Source organism: Campylobacter sp. 2014D-0216 (assembly GCF_014931215.1).
Lineage (GTDB): Bacteria > Campylobacterota > Campylobacteria > Campylobacterales > Campylobacteraceae > Campylobacter_D.
In genome coordinates, this window is the sequence record NZ_CP063089.1 from 1506046 (window position 1) to 1521105 (window position 15060).

Below are 15060 nucleotides of genomic sequence, written 5' to 3' on the forward strand. Positions count from 1 at the left end.
AATGGGACTAGATAGAAGAAAATTTTTAAAAATCGGAGCGGGTTTAAGTGTGCTACCTTTGGTGCCTAGTTTGGCTATGGGTAAGAGTGTGAAAGCTTCTAGTATAAATTCAGGATTAGTAAAAAACGGCACAGTGATCACCGCAGCACATTGGGGAATTTTAAAACTTACTATCAAAGATGGGGTGGTTGTTAAAAGTGAGCCTTGGGAAAAGGTTACGCAAATGGACAATCCTTTGCAGCATTACACCCCTGATATGATCTATCAATCTCGTGTAAAATACCCTTATGTGAGAAAAAGCTACCTTGCAAACCCTGACAGCCCAAAACCAGAGCTTAGAGGTAAAGAAGAATTTGTTCGTGTGAGCTATGATGAGGCGATCAAGCTGATCGCTAGAGAACTTAAAAAAACAAGAGAGAAAAAAGGCACTCAAGCGATTTTTGGCGGTAGCTATGGTTGGAAATCAAGCGGAAATATGCAAAATTGTAGAATTTTACTGCATAGGTTTTTAAATGTAACCGGTGGATTTGTCGGAACTACGGGCGATTACTCAACCGGTGCTTCTCAAGTGATCATGCCTTATGTTGTAGGGTCTATTGAAGTATATGAGCAGCAAACATCTTGGGAAAACATCTTAGAGCATTCTAAATGCGTTGTCATTTGGGGTGCTAACCCTCTTGCAACCTTAAGGATAGCGTGGACTTCAAGCGATCAAAGAGGTTTGCAGTATTTTGAAAAATTAAAAAATAGCAAAATCAAGGTTATTTGTATAGATCCTATCAAAACAGAAACTGCTAAATTTTTAAACGCACAATGGATCGCACCTAAGCCAAATACCGATGTTGCTATGATGCTTGGTATGGCTAGTCACTTGATCGAGAAAAATAAAGTAAATTATGAATTCTTAGAAACCTATACTAGTGGTTTTGATAAATTTAAAGCATATTTAGATGGCAAAAAAGATGGTGTAAAAAAAGATGTAAAATGGGCAAGTAAAATTTGTGGAATCGATGAAAAAACAATCAAATCTCTTGCTGAAAGCTTCTATGATAATCCTACTATGATCATGAGTGGTTGGGGTATGCAAAGGGCACACCATGGCGAACAACCTCACTGGATGTTGGTCACTCTTGCTTCGATGATCGGGCAAATTGGCACCAAAGGAGGTGGCTTTGGCTTAAGCTATCATTACAGTAATGGTGGCGTTCCTTCGTGTAAAGGTGGAGTGATCGGAGGGATCACTGCTGGTGCTGTGGGAATTTGGGAAAATGGAAAATTTAAAGGTCTTCCAAAAGCAGGTGCTACTCAAAGTGGTGCTGAATGGCTACAAAATGCCGCTAGCTACTCTTTTCCTGTAGCTAGGATAGCAGATGCCTTGCTTAACCCTGGTAAAACCATAGACAACAATGGAGCAAAGATCACTTACCCTGATATAGACTTTATATACTGGGCGGGTGGAAATCCTCTTGTGCACCACCAAGATACCAATACAAACGTAAAAGCATGGCAAAAACCAAGAACGGTAGTGGTAAATGAAATTTACTGGACTCCAACAGCCAAAATGGCAGATATCATCATGCCTGCTACGAGTTCTTACGAAAGAGATGATATCACTATGACAGGAGATTATTCTAATATGAATATCGCTCCGATGAAACAAGCGGTTTTACCTATAGGCGAGAGTAAAGATGACTATGAAATTTTTTCAGATATTTGCAAAGTATATGGAGATGATGTATTTAATGCTTATACCGAAAATGGCAAAAAAGCTAAAGATTTCATCAAAGAATACTACAATAGCGCTTTAAAACAAACTCAAGCTTATGGAGATGTTTTTGAAACACCTATGCCTAGTTTTGAAGAGTTTTGGGCAAAAAATGAGCCGATTACTTTTTCTCCAACCATAGAAAGCATGGAGTGGGTTAGATTTTCAGAGTTTATCGAGGATCCTATTTTAAATGCGCTAGGCACCGAATCAGGCTTGATAGAAATTTACTCTAATACTATCGAAAAATACAACTATAAAGACTGCAAAGCACACCCTACATGGATGGAGCCGATAGAATGGTTAGGAAATGCCACTAAAGAAGCACCTTTTCATCTTTTAACCAATCACCCAACCAACAGACTGCATTCGCAAATGTGCCATACATCATTACGCGATAAATACGCAGTGAAAGGAAGAGAGCCTATTTTGATCAATCCTGCTGATGCTAAAAAGCTAGGCATTAAAAATGGCGATGTTGTAAGAGTGTTTAACAAAAGAGGTCAAACCCTAGCGGGCGCTGTGGTAACAAAAGACATCATGCCAAATGTAGTAAGACTTTGTGAAGGTGGCTGGTACGATCCTGATGAAAATGGCATGTGTAAGTATGGTAATGTGAATGTTTTAACCATAGATATGCCAACTTCTGAACTTGCAAATGGCAATATCTCGCATACAGCTTTAGTAAACATAGAAAAGTATAATTCTTCTTTACCAGAAGTTACGGCGTTTTCTGCTCCAAAAGGCGCACAGTAACGTTAACTTTTCCTTAGAAAATCTAAGGAAAAGTTTATTTACTCCAAAACTTTACCAACCTCACTATAAAAACTACTAAAATCCAATTTTCACCCCGCCTACTTTTTTAACACTCAAGCCCATAAAAAAATAACATTCACAATAAATAGCATTTTCCACACAAAGCAAATAAACTACAACTTACCCACAATTAGCCATAACCTAAAATGATGATACATAAAAATACCCCCTCCCACAAACAACCTAAAAACTATAAAAAACAATTAACCCACATCCACCATACACCCTAAAAAGCCATAATTACACCAACAAGTTTACCAAAGCTACTTTCTTATATTAATCAATAATCCTAAGCCTATTAATGATAAAAAACAATATCTTATTAAATAAAAACATCTATAACAATCTAAGCAAATAAACAAGCAATCTATCAATTATAAATAATACACACCTAAGAACATAAAACTACAATTTCATCTAAAAAACCCATAAAAGCAAATTTAATAAAGCAATAAAAAAGATATACACAATTAAAAATTAAAACAAGCCTCCATAAATTATTAAAATAATTTAATACAAACTACAAAGCACCGCCAACTAAAAAACTAAAAAACTAAAAAAGTAATTTACCAAACTTACTATAAGCATTTTAAAGCTAAAACAACTAAACCTTCAAACCAACTAAGCCAACTATTAAAATAATTCAATCACAATAACACAACTTAAAAGCTATAGCAACCAAATAAACCAACTCTATACAAAAACGCTACGCCCACCCCCCCCACACACAAACCACACAAACCACACAAACCACACAAACCACACAAACCACACAAACCACACAAACCACACAAACCACACAAACTACACAAACTACACAAACTACACAAACTACACAAACTAATCCACGACAAGCAGTAAAAACTAACTTAACCACTAAACAATTCATGATCGCACCATAAAAGAAATAAAAGAAACCTACTTTTTACAACTATCTCTAAAGCTCTTTATTATAATTTAATCACTTTCCTAGAAAGATATTTATTATAAAAAACCATAAAAGAAATAAATTATAAAACAATAAAAACTATCTCTAATAAAAAAACAAAGAATAAACTAATTAAGGATTTAACTAAGTAATAAGTAAGAATAATAAGAGAATTAACAAGTCCGCAATGAGCTACTTTCCCCCTGCCAGTAAGGCGTAGTATCATCACCCACGATGTGCTTAGCTTCTTGGTTCGGGATGGAGCAAGGCGTCTCCACATCTGTATAATCACGGACATTGTTATTTAAATATTCTATTTAAATCTTTATACTGTTTTATCAAGAATACTTAAAAAACAATGTTAAGAGCAAGTTCTAATATCAACGAACTTCTACTATAAGATTTTACTTTTAAGACTAAAGCTTAATAAAAACCTTAACAAGGAAGTGATGCTTAAATAAGATAAGCCAAACGCTCTATTAGTACTGGTCAGCTAAAGGACTTTCATCCATTACACACCCAGCCTATCAAACTAGTAGTCTTCTAGAGAGCTTAGAGAAGATTCATCTTAGAGTTGGCTTCACGCTTAGATGCTTTCAGCGTTTATCCGTTCCAAACTTAGCTACGCTGCGATGCTCTTGGCAGAACAACAGCTACACCAGTGGTTTGTTCAACCCGGTCCTCTCGTACTAGGGTCAAATCTCTTCAATCTTCTTACGCCCACGGCAGATAGGGACCGAACTGTCTCACGACGTTCTGAACCCAGCTCGCGTACCGCTTTAAATGGCGAACAGCCATACCCTTGGGACCTGCTCCAGCCCCAGGATGCGATGAGCCGACATCGAGGTGCCAAACCTCCCCGTCGATGTGAGCTCTTGGGGGAGATCAGCCTGTTATCCCCGGGGTACCTTTTATCCTTTGAGCGATGGCCCTTCCACACAGAACCACCGGATCACTAAGACCGACTTTCGTCTCTGCTTGACTTGTATGTCTTGCAGTTAAGCTGGCTTATACCTTTATACTCTACGAACGATTTCCAACCGTTCTGAGCCAACCTTTGTAAGCCTCCGTTATTATTTGGGAGGCGACCGCCCCAGTCAAACTACCCACCAGACATTGTCCCACTTGAGGATAACTCAAGCTGGTTAGCTACCCAAATAAGAAAGAGTGGTATCTCAACAACGGCTCATATACAACTGGCGTCATATACTCAAAGCCTCCCACCTATCCTGCACATTCTTATCCAAATAGCAGTGTCAAGCTGTAGTAAAGGTCCACGGGGTCTTTCCGTCTTGCCGCGGGTAGGAGGAATTTTCACCTCCACTACAATTTCACTGGATCCCTCTTTGAGACAGCTCCCATCTCGTTACGCCATTCATGCAGGTCGGTATTTAACCGACAAGGAATTTCGCTACCTTAGGACCGTTATAGTTACGGCCGCCGTTTACTCGGGCTTCGATCAAGAGCTTCGCTAATGCTAACCCCATCAATTAACCTTCGAGCACCGGGCAGGCGTCACACCCTATACATCCTCTTACGAGTTAGCAGAGTGCTGTGTTTTTGGTAAACAGTCGGGAGGGACTCTTTGTTGTAAGTTTCTTCGCTTTCGGAGTAAATCCTAATACGAAGCGAACCACACCTTATACCGAAGATACGGTGCTATTTTGCAGAGTTCCTTAAAGAGAGTTCTTCCACGCGCCTTAGAATACTCATCCCACCCACCTGTGTCGGTTTACGGTACGGGCAACATTAGCTAAACTTAGAAACTTTTCTTGGCTCGACGGCATCAGCAATTCTCCTCGCTGTCCGAAGACTTTGAAGAGCCTTTCAGTTCTCGGAGTATTGTTATACGGATTTGCCTATATAACCTCCTACGACCTTAGACTAGCACTTCCATCCGCTAGCTTGCTTAGCCCTAAGCGTCCTTCCATCGCACACTAATGTTGGTATTGGAATATTAACCAATTTGCCATCGTCTACCCCTTTCGGACTCGACTTAGGACCCGACTAACCCTACGATGACGAGCATCGCGTAGGAAACCTTGGGTTTACGGCGTTAATGATTCTCACATTAATTATCGCTACTCATGCCTGCATGCTCACTTCTATTCGCTCCAGCACTCCTTACCGGTATACCTTCGGCGCAAATAGAACGCTCTCCTACCACTTGATAAAATCAAGTCTACAGCTTCGGTACTTACTTTAGCCCCGTTATATTTTCCGCGCAAAATCACTAGACCAGTGAGCTATTACGCTTTCTTTAAAGGATGGCTGCTTCTAAGCCAACCTCCTGGTTGTTTAAGTAACTTCACATCGTTTTCCACTTAAGTAAGATTTAGGGACCTTAGCTGGTAGTCTGGGTTGTTTCCCTCTTGACGACGGATTTTATCACTCGCCGCCTGACTGCTGTGATTACATATAAGGTATTCGGAGTTTGATAGGGTTTGGTACATTGGTGTATGCCCTAGCCCATTCAGTGCTCTACCCCCTTATATTACGACACAACGCTATACCTAAATATATTTCGGAGAGAACCAGCTATCACGAAGTTTGATTGGCCTTTCACCCCTATCCACAAGTCATCCGGGGGCTTTTCAACGCCTATCGGTTCAGTCCTCCACTAGTTCTTACACTAGCTTCAACTTGCTCATGGATAGATCACTTCGTTTCGGGTCTGCAGCATCTGACTTAATCGCCCTATTCAGACTCGCTTTCGCTACGGCTTCGCGTGTGCTTAACCTTGCCAGACACCACAACTCGCAGGCTCATTATGCAAAAGGCAGTCCATCACACTGTATTGCTACATAGTGCTCTGAATGATTGTAAGCAAATGGTTTCAGGTTCTATTTCACTCTGATCACCTCAGTTCTTTTCACCTTTCCCTCACGGTACTTGTGCACTATCGGTCTGGTAGTAGTATTTAGGGTTGGATCGTGGTCGACCCAGCTTCAGACAGGATTCCTCGTGTCCCGCCCTACTCAGGATACTGCTAGCTAAGGTTTGGTTTTCGTATACGGGACTATCACCCTCTATGGCTACACTTTCCAGAGTGTTCTACTAACCTCACCTATTGCACATTGCAGTCCTACAACCCCCAGTGCAAGCACTGGGTTTGCCCTCTTGCGCTTTCGCTCGCCGCTACTGACGCAATCTCTATTGATTTCTTTTCCTGTAGGTACTAAGATGTTTCAATTCCCTACGTTCGCTCCATTATGGTAGTATATATCTCTATATACTGGGTTGCCCCATTCGGAAATCTACGGATCAAAGCTTCTTGACAGCTCCCCGTAGCTTATCGCAGTCTAGTACGTCCTTCATCGCCTTTACCAGCCAAGGCATCCACCATTCGCTCTTAATAGCTTACCTTTTAAATTCATTCTAAAACGCATCACTTCCTTGCTAAAGTTTTTATGATAAGACTTTACTATCTTAAGACGGAAAGCATTTAAACACTTAATAAAACTAAAAATATTAGTCCAACTAAGCTGTGAGTTTAAAACTTGTCTTTAACTAAAAGCTAAAGAAAAGATAGCTAGGTTTTATCCTTTAACAAGTCCTGTAAAATTGTTTTTATTAAAACTTGCTTGTGACTCTTAACAATGATAATTCAAATAACATTAAATAACTAATCTAATATATAAAATATTCTATTATTTATTTAGCTTAGGTCTTAAAACCTAAAGGAAGTATATATCAAGAGTTTAAATAATTTAAAAACATAAGTAATAAATCATTTTACTTTACTTATTGCTTTATTATTAGCTATATACTTGCTTTAAGTTTTAAAACTTTAATTTATGATTGATAAACAAATCTTTTATGGTGGGCCTAACAAGACTTGAACTTGTGACCTCACCCTTATCAGGGGTGCACTCTAACCAGCTGAGCTATAGGCCCTTAATAAATGGTGGAGAATAGCGGGATCGAACCGCTGACCTCCTGCGTGCAAAGCAGGCGCTCTCCCAGCTGAGCTAATTCCCCAAAATTAGCTTTTCATCAATCTTTGAAATCTAAACAAGGATGATTGAGTCTATATATGAACTGATAGTTGTGAGACTTATCAGTTTGTACTCTAGAAAGGAGGTGATCCAACCGCAGGTTCTCCTACGGTTACCTTGTTACGACTTCACCCCAGTCGCTGATTCCACTGTGGACGGTAACTAGTTTAGTATTCCGGCTTCGAGTGAAATCAACTCCCATGGTGTGACGGGCGGTGAGTACAAGACCCGGGAACGTATTCACCGTAGCATGGCTGATCTACGATTACTAGCGATTCCGGCTTCATGCTCTCGAGTTGCAGAGAACAATCCGAACTGGGACATATTTTATAGATTTGCTCCACCTCGCGGTATTGCGTCTCATTGTATATGCCATTGTAGCACGTGTGTCGCCCTGGGCATAAGGGCCATGATGACTTGACGTCGTCCACACCTTCCTCCTCCTTACGAAGGCAGTCTATTTAGAGTGCTCGGCCGAACCGTTAGCAACTAAATACGTGGGTTGCGCTCGTTGCGGGACTTAACCCAACATCTCACGACACGAGCTGACGACAGCCGTGCAGCACCTGTCTCTAAGTTCTAGCAAGCTAGCACCCTCATATCTCTATAAGGTTCTTAGGATATCAAGCCCAGGTAAGGTTCTTCGCGTATCTTCGAATTAAACCACATGCTCCACCGCTTGTGCGGGTCCCCGTCTATTCCTTTGAGTTTTAATCTTGCGACCGTACTCCCCAGGCGGTACACTTAATGCGTTAGCTGCATTACTGAGATGACTAGCACCCCAACAACTAGTGTACATCGTTTAGGGCGTGGACTACCAGGGTATCTAATCCTGTTTGCTCCCCACGCTTTCGCGCCTTAGCGTCAGTTAAGTTCCAGCAGATCGCCTTCGCAATGGGTATTCTTGGTGATATCTACGGATTTTACCCCTACACCACCAATTCCATCTGCCTCTCCCTCACTCTAGACTACCAGTTTCCCAAGCAGTTCAACGGTTAAGCCGTTGGATTTCACAAGAGACTTGATAATCCGCCTACGCGCCCTTTACGCCCAGTGATTCCGAGTAACGCTTGCACCCTCCGTATTACCGCGGCTGCTGGCACGGAGTTAGCCGGTGCTTATTCCTTAGGTACCGTCAGAATTCTTCCCTAAGAAAAGGAGTTTACGCTCCGAAAAGTGTCATCCTCCACGCGGCGTTGCTGCGTCAGGGTTTCCCCCATTGCGCAATATTCCCTACTGCTGCCTCCCGTAGGAGTCTGGACCGTGTCTCAGTTCCAGTGTGACTGATCATCCTCTCAGACCAGTTAAGCGTCATAGCCTTGGTGAGCCATTACCTCACCAACTAGCTGATACTATATAGTCTCATCCTACACCGAAAAAACTTTCCCTACTCAACTTGTGTTAAGCAGGAGTATAGAGTATTAGCAGTCGTTTCCAACTGTTGTCCTCTTGTGTAGGGCAGATTAACTATACCTTACTCACCCGTGCGCCACTAATCCACTTCTAGCAAGCTAAAAGCTTCATCGTTCGACTTGCATGTATTAGGCACGCCGCCAGCGTTCACTCTGAGCCAGGATCAAACTCTCCATAAAAAATAATTGGATAAGTTTAATCTTTTTCTTCAAAGAAAAAGTTGATTGTTAAGATTTAAAAATAAATCTTTCTGGCTCAATCGATCACTTATTTAGATTTCAAAGATTGACTATAAGATTTGATTAACAATATTAATAATTTAAAGAACAAATACTAAAAAATTAAGACAAAAAATCTTAGCTTTTTAAATCCCTTTCGTTTGAAAAGGAAATGAAATTATAGCAACAAAAGCTTAAAGTTTTATTAAATGAAAAAAGAAATGAAAATAAAAAAAGAAATTTATAGAAAGGAGAATTTATAAATATAGAATAATAAATATAAAAGAATATAAAGTGTATTGATATAGGGTGTATGAAGTGAAGTGTGTTAAAGAAGTGGGGGGGGGGATTTAGCTAAGAAGTATTTTAAACTTCAAAACAAAATACCTTTTTTATAAAAATATGTTTTCCAATAAAATAATATTTTTTATCCAAATAACTCCATCGCATCTTTATATGCGCTAATAAGTGAAGCCAAAGTAACAAAACCACCGATAATCAAAAAAAACATCTCGATTTTTTTTCTTTTATCTTCTTTGATTTTTTCTATTTTTTCTTCTTCTTGATTTTGGTCTATATATAAGATGTCTACAAGATTTTCTATCTGGATTTTAAGTTCTTGATGTTGTTCTAAAATATCATAGTATTGAAATATAATTTTCCATATCGTGTGTTTTTGTTGGTAATTATAATGCACCGGATTGCTAAAAAAATATTTTAGATTAAAAGTATAAAAGTCTTTTTTTACATCGATCACATCGTGATAATTTTCTTTATCTACAATGCTTGATGTTAAATTCAAATAATACTCCATTTTCTCACGATATGCCAAAGAAAGAGCAAACATCGTCATAGTATCATCAAATTTACTCTCACAGTTGCTAAATTTAGCCTGAAATAAAAAACCTTTTTCTGAAAACACAACTTTAGCATCTGGATTATCATAACAGTTTGATTTGTCAATTTTTAAAGTAGAGCTACCCCTTAATAGTTGCGATATAGCACTATCACTCATACTTTCATCGGTATATACTGCCATGTGATCTATCACACCTTTTTTGAATTGGCAATACTCTTGATTTACTAAAACCCCACCTTTTATACATATAATACATATATCAAAAATTTTATATACTACTATCGTATTCTTAGCATACTTTTGATCTTCTATATTGGTATAGATTTGTAAATTTTGTGCTAAAAAGGTATGAAAAAAATCTTTTACTCTTGAGTCTTTTCTAAATTTAGTTTCATTGAAACTCTTGATGATTTTTACTTGATACACATTGATCATGATATGTCCTATTTTGTATATTTTATAATTTACTTTATATCACTGCAAAATTAAAATGTATTATGAAATTATATTTATAATGGGAGTTGCTAATAAGTGGTGCGGATGAAAGGACTTGAACCTTCACGCATTGCTGCACCAGATCCTAAGTCTGGCGTGTCTGCCAATTTCACCACATCCGCAAAGTGGTACGCTCAAGAGGATTCGAACCTCTGACCTACGGCTTAGAAGGCCGTTGCTCTATCCAGCTGAGCTATGAGCGCATAAAAATAAACAACAATGGGCTTAATGGTGCGCCCGATAGGAATCGAACCCATAACCTACAGATCCGAAGTCTGTCGCTCTATCCAGTTGAGCTACGAGCGCTGATGGGGTGAGTGATGGGAATCGAACCCACGACCCTCAGGACCACAATCTGATGCTCTAACCGACTGAGCTACACTCACCATTTATAAAAATGGTCGGGGTGAAAGGATTCGAACCTTCGGCCCCTTGGTCCCAAACCAAGTGCGCTAACCAGACTGCGCTACACCCCGATGTACAAAAATAAAGCGTTATTTTACATAAAAAAATATCAAAAGTCAAGATAAACAAAAATATTTAGCACAAAAATGCTAAATATTTTAAAAATTAGTCTTTATTTTGCTTTTGTGAAATAATATTTAAAATTTCAACCACCAAAGAAAAAACCATAGCCACATAGATATATGCCTTATCTATATGAATATCAAAACCTTCGCTTACCAAAACAAAACCTATCATTACTAAAAACGCCAAAGCTAAAATCTTGATACTAGGATATTTTTCAACAAAATCCGCAATTGGTTTAGAAGCAAACAACATCACAAGCACAGCCATAATAACCGCTATGATCATAATTTCAATATCTTGAGCAATACCCACAGCAGTGATGACGCTATCAAGTGAAAATACAATATCAATCACAGCTATTTCAGCTACCACAATCCACAATTTATTGCTAATTTTTATATTGCTTTGTTCTTGCTCTTTATGATTAATGCTTTCTTTGATTTCTTTAATAGATTTAACTATCAAAAACAAGCCTCCGAGTATAAGCACCAAATCCCTACCTGAAATTTCATTGCCTAAAACACTAAACAAAGGTGTAACAAGTTTCATCACCCAAAATAAAGACAACAACAACAAAATTCTAGTAAGCATTGCAAAAGCAAGTCCTAAAATTCTCCCTTTATCTCTGTGTTCTGGTGGTAACTTACTTACCAAAATCGCTAAAAAAATGATATTGTCAATCCCTAGCACAATTTCCAAAGCAGTAAGGGTAAACAATACCACCCAAGCATCTACACTAAAAATCCACTCAAACATTTATTTTCCTTAAGACAAAAAAAGCGTAATTATAATGACAAAAAATTAATTATTTTCAAAAATTTGCACAATCGCTTCAGGTAAAAGCTCATGTTCTAGTGCGTGAATTTTAGCTTCAAAGTCTTCAAAATTTAACTTTCCTTTTTCAAAGGCCTTTTGCGCGATGATTTTTCCACCATCTAATTCTTCATTGACCCAGTGTACACTAATGCCTGCAACTTTCATATCGCTTTCATAGCTTTCTTGAATAGCATGAGCACCTTTAAACAATGGAAGCAAAGATGGATGAAGATTGATAGCCTTTACTTCTTGCGTAAAAACAGGGCTTAAAATTCGCATAAACCCTGCCAATACAGTTAAATCTGCTTGACTTTCTTTTATAGTCTTTACTAACTCTGCATCAAATTCTTCTCTTGAAGTAAATTTTTCATGCTCTATGATTTTTGTGTTAAGACCGTATTTTAAAGCTCTTTGTATGCCATAAGCTTCTTTTTTATTGCACACACATAAAACCACTTCAAAGGTATTTTCTCCAAAAGTTTTTTGGTGTAATTTCTCTAAAATATTTTCTAGATTGCTTCCATTGCCACTAAATAAAACTGCCAATTTTATAAGCATTTTAACCCCTTTATTAATTTTAAAGCATCAAAGCTGTTTTTGTTTTTCTTGTAATCTTTAGCCACTAATGCATGTGCTAATACCGCATTTTTCGCAGCCTCTAAAGCACTAAATTTAGCTCCAAGCAAAGCAGCGATCATGCCACTCAACACATCTCCGCTTCCAGCTTTTGCCAAAGCCTCATTGCCACAATTTACCACAAAAAGCTTATCTTTTTGGGCAATGATAGGATTTGCTCCTTTTAAAACTAAAACACATTCAAATTGTTTACTAAATTCTTTAACATAAAAAAATCGCTTCTTTTGAATTTCTTCAACTTGGATATTTTTATTCATATATAACTTCAAAAGCATAGAAAATTCTTTAGGATGAGGCGTTAAAACCACATCTTTTCTATTTAAATACAAAGTTAAATCAGCATTTTGAAAACAATTTGCGTCTAATACCAAAGGAACACTTTGCAATCTTTCATCTTTTAAAATACTTAGATCATTCAAACCCATGCCTATAGCAGCTGCATTTATTTTACTTTCAATAGTATCTTTTAACATCAATAAAGGTGAAAAACTCTCTTTTGCTACTAAAGAAACCAAACCCGAGCCAAACTCTAAAGCCCCAAGTCCAGCTAAAGTACCCGCACTTTTATTGGCAAAAATATATACATGACCTAAATCACCTTTGTTAAAACTACACTTTTTTTGAATAAGCTTTAAGTCTTTTCTCTCTAGTAAAAAACCCGATGTACTTTGTGCTTGAATTTTTAATCCCAAATGTGCGATTTTGATTTTTCCTACAAACTCTTTTGCAAAATCTTCCAAAAGCTTTTCTTTGACTACCCCCATACAAAGTGTATAATCTGCTTTAAAACACACATCTTGTCCAAGCCCACTAGGAATATCACAAGCAATTTTTATTGCTTTACTTTGAGAGATTTTTTGAATAATTCCTTGTAACTTTTCATCTAAAGCTTTATTTAAACCGCTACCAAAAACACAATCAACAATAATGTCAAAATCTTCAAAACAAGGTTCTTCTTGTAAAAATTCAAAACCGATGTTTTGCAAAATTTGTTCTTGTTTGAGAAACATTGTGCTTTTTTTATACGCCAAAACATAAGCAGATGCTTTTTTAAGGTGTCGAATGGCTACAAGTCCATCGGCTCCATTGCCGCCTGTGCCAAGTAAAAATAAAATTTTAGCATTGTGTATTTTTTTGCTTTTTTTCTTGATAAAATTTGCAAGTTCAACGCCTGCATTTTCCATCATCAAAAATTCATCTAATCCTTTTTCAATCAGCTGTTTTTCATAAGAAATATTATCTTTACATATGGCTTTCATTACCAGCCTCGCAAGCTATAAGTTTTTGAGTTTTAGCACCTAATTCTTTAAGCTTTATCACTCTTGAAGCAATATTGCCACTTCCGTGAGTAAGTTTTGTTTGCATATTATCTACATTGGAATTTAATCTTTTAATATTATCTTTGATTTTTTCAAAATCTTCCAAAACACCAGCAAATTTATCGTGAAATTTTCCAAGCTCTTCAAAGGCCTTTAAGATATTCTCATTACTTTGGGTGTTTTTCCATGAAATATTTATCGTATTTAGTGCCATAAAAAGAGTATTTGGTGTAGTTAAATATACCTTTTTTTTATAAGCATATTGATAAATTTCAAGATCTACACTTAAAATCAAATCTAGAATGTTTTGATAAGGTATAAAAAGCAAAACAAACTCATAAGTATGCTTATCATACTGCATATAAGGTTTCTTGGCTAATTCATCGATCCTAGCTTTTAGATTATATGCTAAATCAAGGCAAGTATTTTTACTAATCTCCTCAAAACCAAAATCACTCGGTAGTGAAAATTTTGCATCTATAATAATGCTTTTTTGTTTATCTAAAAACACCACCGCATCAGGAATGTAGGTTTTACCCTCTTCTTGAAATCTCTCCTGTAGTTTATACTGCACACCTTCTACTAAACCACTATTTTCTAAAACAGACTTAAGTTGTAACTCTGCAAAATTACCACGAATTTTTTTATCGCCTTTTAAAACTTTGGCTAATTTATCCGCATTTTCACCCATATTTTGACTAAATTTGAACATATGTTCAATTTGTGTTTTAATACTTGTTTCATTTTGGGCAAGTTTTTCACTGTATTCTTTAACACTTTTTTTAACCGGTAAAAAGATTTCTTCTAGGATTTTTTTCGCATCTTCATTCAGCATAAGCTTGTTTTGATTTAATATATTAGTATTTTGTTTTTGTAAATTTTGCTCTAATTCTTGCTTCAACTCTATCAAATTTTGTTTATATTTTTCTTCTAACTTTAGCAAAGTTTGAGTGTATTCATCTCTTAATTCTGCACGTTCTTTTAAGTGCATATTTAAAAGTTCTTGTTGGGTGTGTTCTTTTTGCGCTAATTTTGCCTCTAAAGCTTCGCTTTTTGATAAATAGTTTATTTTTTCTTCTAATAAAGTTGAATTTTTCTCCATAAGTGATTTTTTTTCTGATTCCAAAATAGAAATTTGATCTTGTAATGTTAAATTAGTTTGGTTTAAAAATTCTAACTTTGCTTTTTCTTTTTGACTTTTAAACACATACCATACAAAAGACAAAACTACAACCGCCAAAAGTGCTATTAAAATGTTTTCCATTT

At 37.1% G+C, this 15060-nt stretch carries 7 protein-coding genes, 7 tRNA genes and 3 rRNA genes; 1 reads left to right on the top strand and 16 read right to left on the bottom strand.

Annotated elements, in window-relative coordinates; all coding sequences use genetic code 11:
• The first annotated feature begins 1 nt into the window (after position 1).
• Positions 2 to 2521: a molybdopterin guanine dinucleotide-containing S/N-oxide reductase gene (locus A0083_RS07580; protein ID WP_197553166.1), complete on the top strand. Its 2520-nt coding sequence runs from the start codon at positions 2 to 4 to the stop codon at positions 2519 to 2521.
• A 766-nt stretch (positions 2522 to 3287) separates the two neighbouring features.
• Here the strand turns inward: A0083_RS07580 and A0083_RS07585 are convergent.
• The 16 genes from A0083_RS07585 to rmuC all read right to left on the bottom strand — a co-directional run bounded on the left by A0083_RS07585 (position 3288) and on the right by rmuC (position 15058).
• Entirely contained in the window at positions 3288 to 3470 is a 183-nt protein-coding gene (locus A0083_RS07585; RefSeq protein WP_197553168.1) for a hypothetical protein, read from the bottom strand.
• Positions 3471 to 3688: 218 nt separating this feature from the next.
• Positions 3689 to 3805 (bottom strand): 5S ribosomal RNA (gene rrf / locus A0083_RS07590).
• A 162-nt stretch (positions 3806 to 3967) separates the two neighbouring features.
• A 23S ribosomal RNA gene (locus tag A0083_RS07595) occupies positions 3968 to 6875 on the bottom strand.
• A 454-nt stretch (positions 6876 to 7329) separates the two neighbouring features.
• Positions 7330 to 7406, bottom strand: a tRNA-Ile gene (locus A0083_RS07600).
• Between the two features lie 8 nt (positions 7407 to 7414).
• A tRNA-Ala gene (locus A0083_RS07605) sits at positions 7415 to 7490 on the bottom strand.
• A gap of 95 nt (positions 7491 to 7585) precedes the next feature.
• Positions 7586 to 9099 (bottom strand): 16S ribosomal RNA (locus A0083_RS07610).
• Together the 16S, 23S and 5S rRNA genes with 2 tRNA genes alongside form the textbook arrangement of a ribosomal RNA operon.
• 466 nt (positions 9100 to 9565) lie before the next feature.
• On the bottom strand, positions 9566 to 10432 hold the full coding sequence (locus tag A0083_RS07615; RefSeq protein WP_197553170.1) for a hypothetical protein: 867 nt from the start codon (positions 10430 to 10432) through the stop codon (positions 9566 to 9568).
• A gap of 97 nt (positions 10433 to 10529) precedes the next feature.
• Positions 10530 to 10614: transfer RNA gene (locus A0083_RS07620), tRNA-Leu, on the bottom strand.
• Positions 10615 to 10618: 4 nt separating this feature from the next.
• Positions 10619 to 10695 (bottom strand) — tRNA-Arg (locus tag A0083_RS07625).
• Positions 10696 to 10721: 26 nt separating this feature from the next.
• A tRNA-Arg gene (locus A0083_RS07630) sits at positions 10722 to 10798 on the bottom strand.
• 3 nt (positions 10799 to 10801) lie between these two features.
• Positions 10802 to 10878: transfer RNA gene (locus A0083_RS07635), tRNA-His, on the bottom strand.
• 12 nt (positions 10879 to 10890) lie between these two features.
• Positions 10891 to 10968 (bottom strand) — tRNA-Pro (locus tag A0083_RS07640).
• A 94-nt stretch (positions 10969 to 11062) separates the two neighbouring features.
• Positions 11063 to 11779 (bottom strand): TerC family protein, encoded by a 717-nt coding sequence (locus A0083_RS07645; RefSeq protein ID WP_120760619.1) that lies wholly within the window; start codon positions 11777 to 11779, stop codon positions 11063 to 11065.
• A 45-nt stretch (positions 11780 to 11824) separates the two neighbouring features.
• Positions 11825 to 12397, bottom strand: coding sequence for a phosphoribosylglycinamide formyltransferase (gene purN, locus A0083_RS07650; protein ID WP_120760618.1), 573 nt, complete (start codon positions 12395 to 12397; stop codon positions 11825 to 11827).
• Positions 12388 to 13734, bottom strand: coding sequence for an NAD(P)H-hydrate dehydratase (locus A0083_RS07655; protein WP_197553172.1), 1347 nt, complete (start codon positions 13732 to 13734; stop codon positions 12388 to 12390). The genes purN and A0083_RS07655 overlap by 10 nt, the downstream gene beginning before the upstream one ends.
• Positions 13718 to 15058, bottom strand: coding sequence for a DNA recombination protein RmuC (rmuC, locus tag A0083_RS07660; protein ID WP_120760614.1), 1341 nt, complete (start codon positions 15056 to 15058; stop codon positions 13718 to 13720). The genes A0083_RS07655 and rmuC overlap by 17 nt, the downstream gene beginning before the upstream one ends.
• Between the last annotated feature and the right edge of the window lie 2 nt (positions 15059 to 15060).

What these genes read in the sequence shown, in the direction of transcription:
- purN (WP_120760618.1), bottom strand. Translation starts at nt 12,397, where the DNA reads ATGCTTATAAAATTGGCAGTTTTATTTAGTGGCAATGGAAGCAATCTA.
- A0083_RS07655 (WP_197553172.1), bottom strand. Translation starts at nt 13,734, where the DNA reads ATGAAAGCCATATGTAAAGATAATATTTCTTATGAAAAACAGCTGATT.
- rmuC (WP_120760614.1), bottom strand. Translation starts at nt 15,058, where the DNA reads ATGGAAAACATTTTAATAGCACTTTTGGCGGTTGTAGTTTTGTCTTTT.
- A0083_RS07645 (WP_120760619.1), bottom strand. Translation starts at nt 11,779, where the DNA reads ATGTTTGAGTGGATTTTTAGTGTAGATGCTTGGGTGGTATTGTTTACC.
- A0083_RS07585 (WP_197553168.1), bottom strand. Translation starts at nt 3,470, where the DNA reads ATGAATTGTTTAGTGGTTAAGTTAGTTTTTACTGCTTGTCGTGGATTA.
- A0083_RS07580 (WP_197553166.1), top strand. Translation starts at nt 2, where the DNA reads ATGGGACTAGATAGAAGAAAATTTTTAAAAATCGGAGCGGGTTTAAGT.
- A0083_RS07615 (WP_197553170.1), bottom strand. Translation starts at nt 10,432, where the DNA reads ATGATCAATGTGTATCAAGTAAAAATCATCAAGAGTTTCAATGAAACT.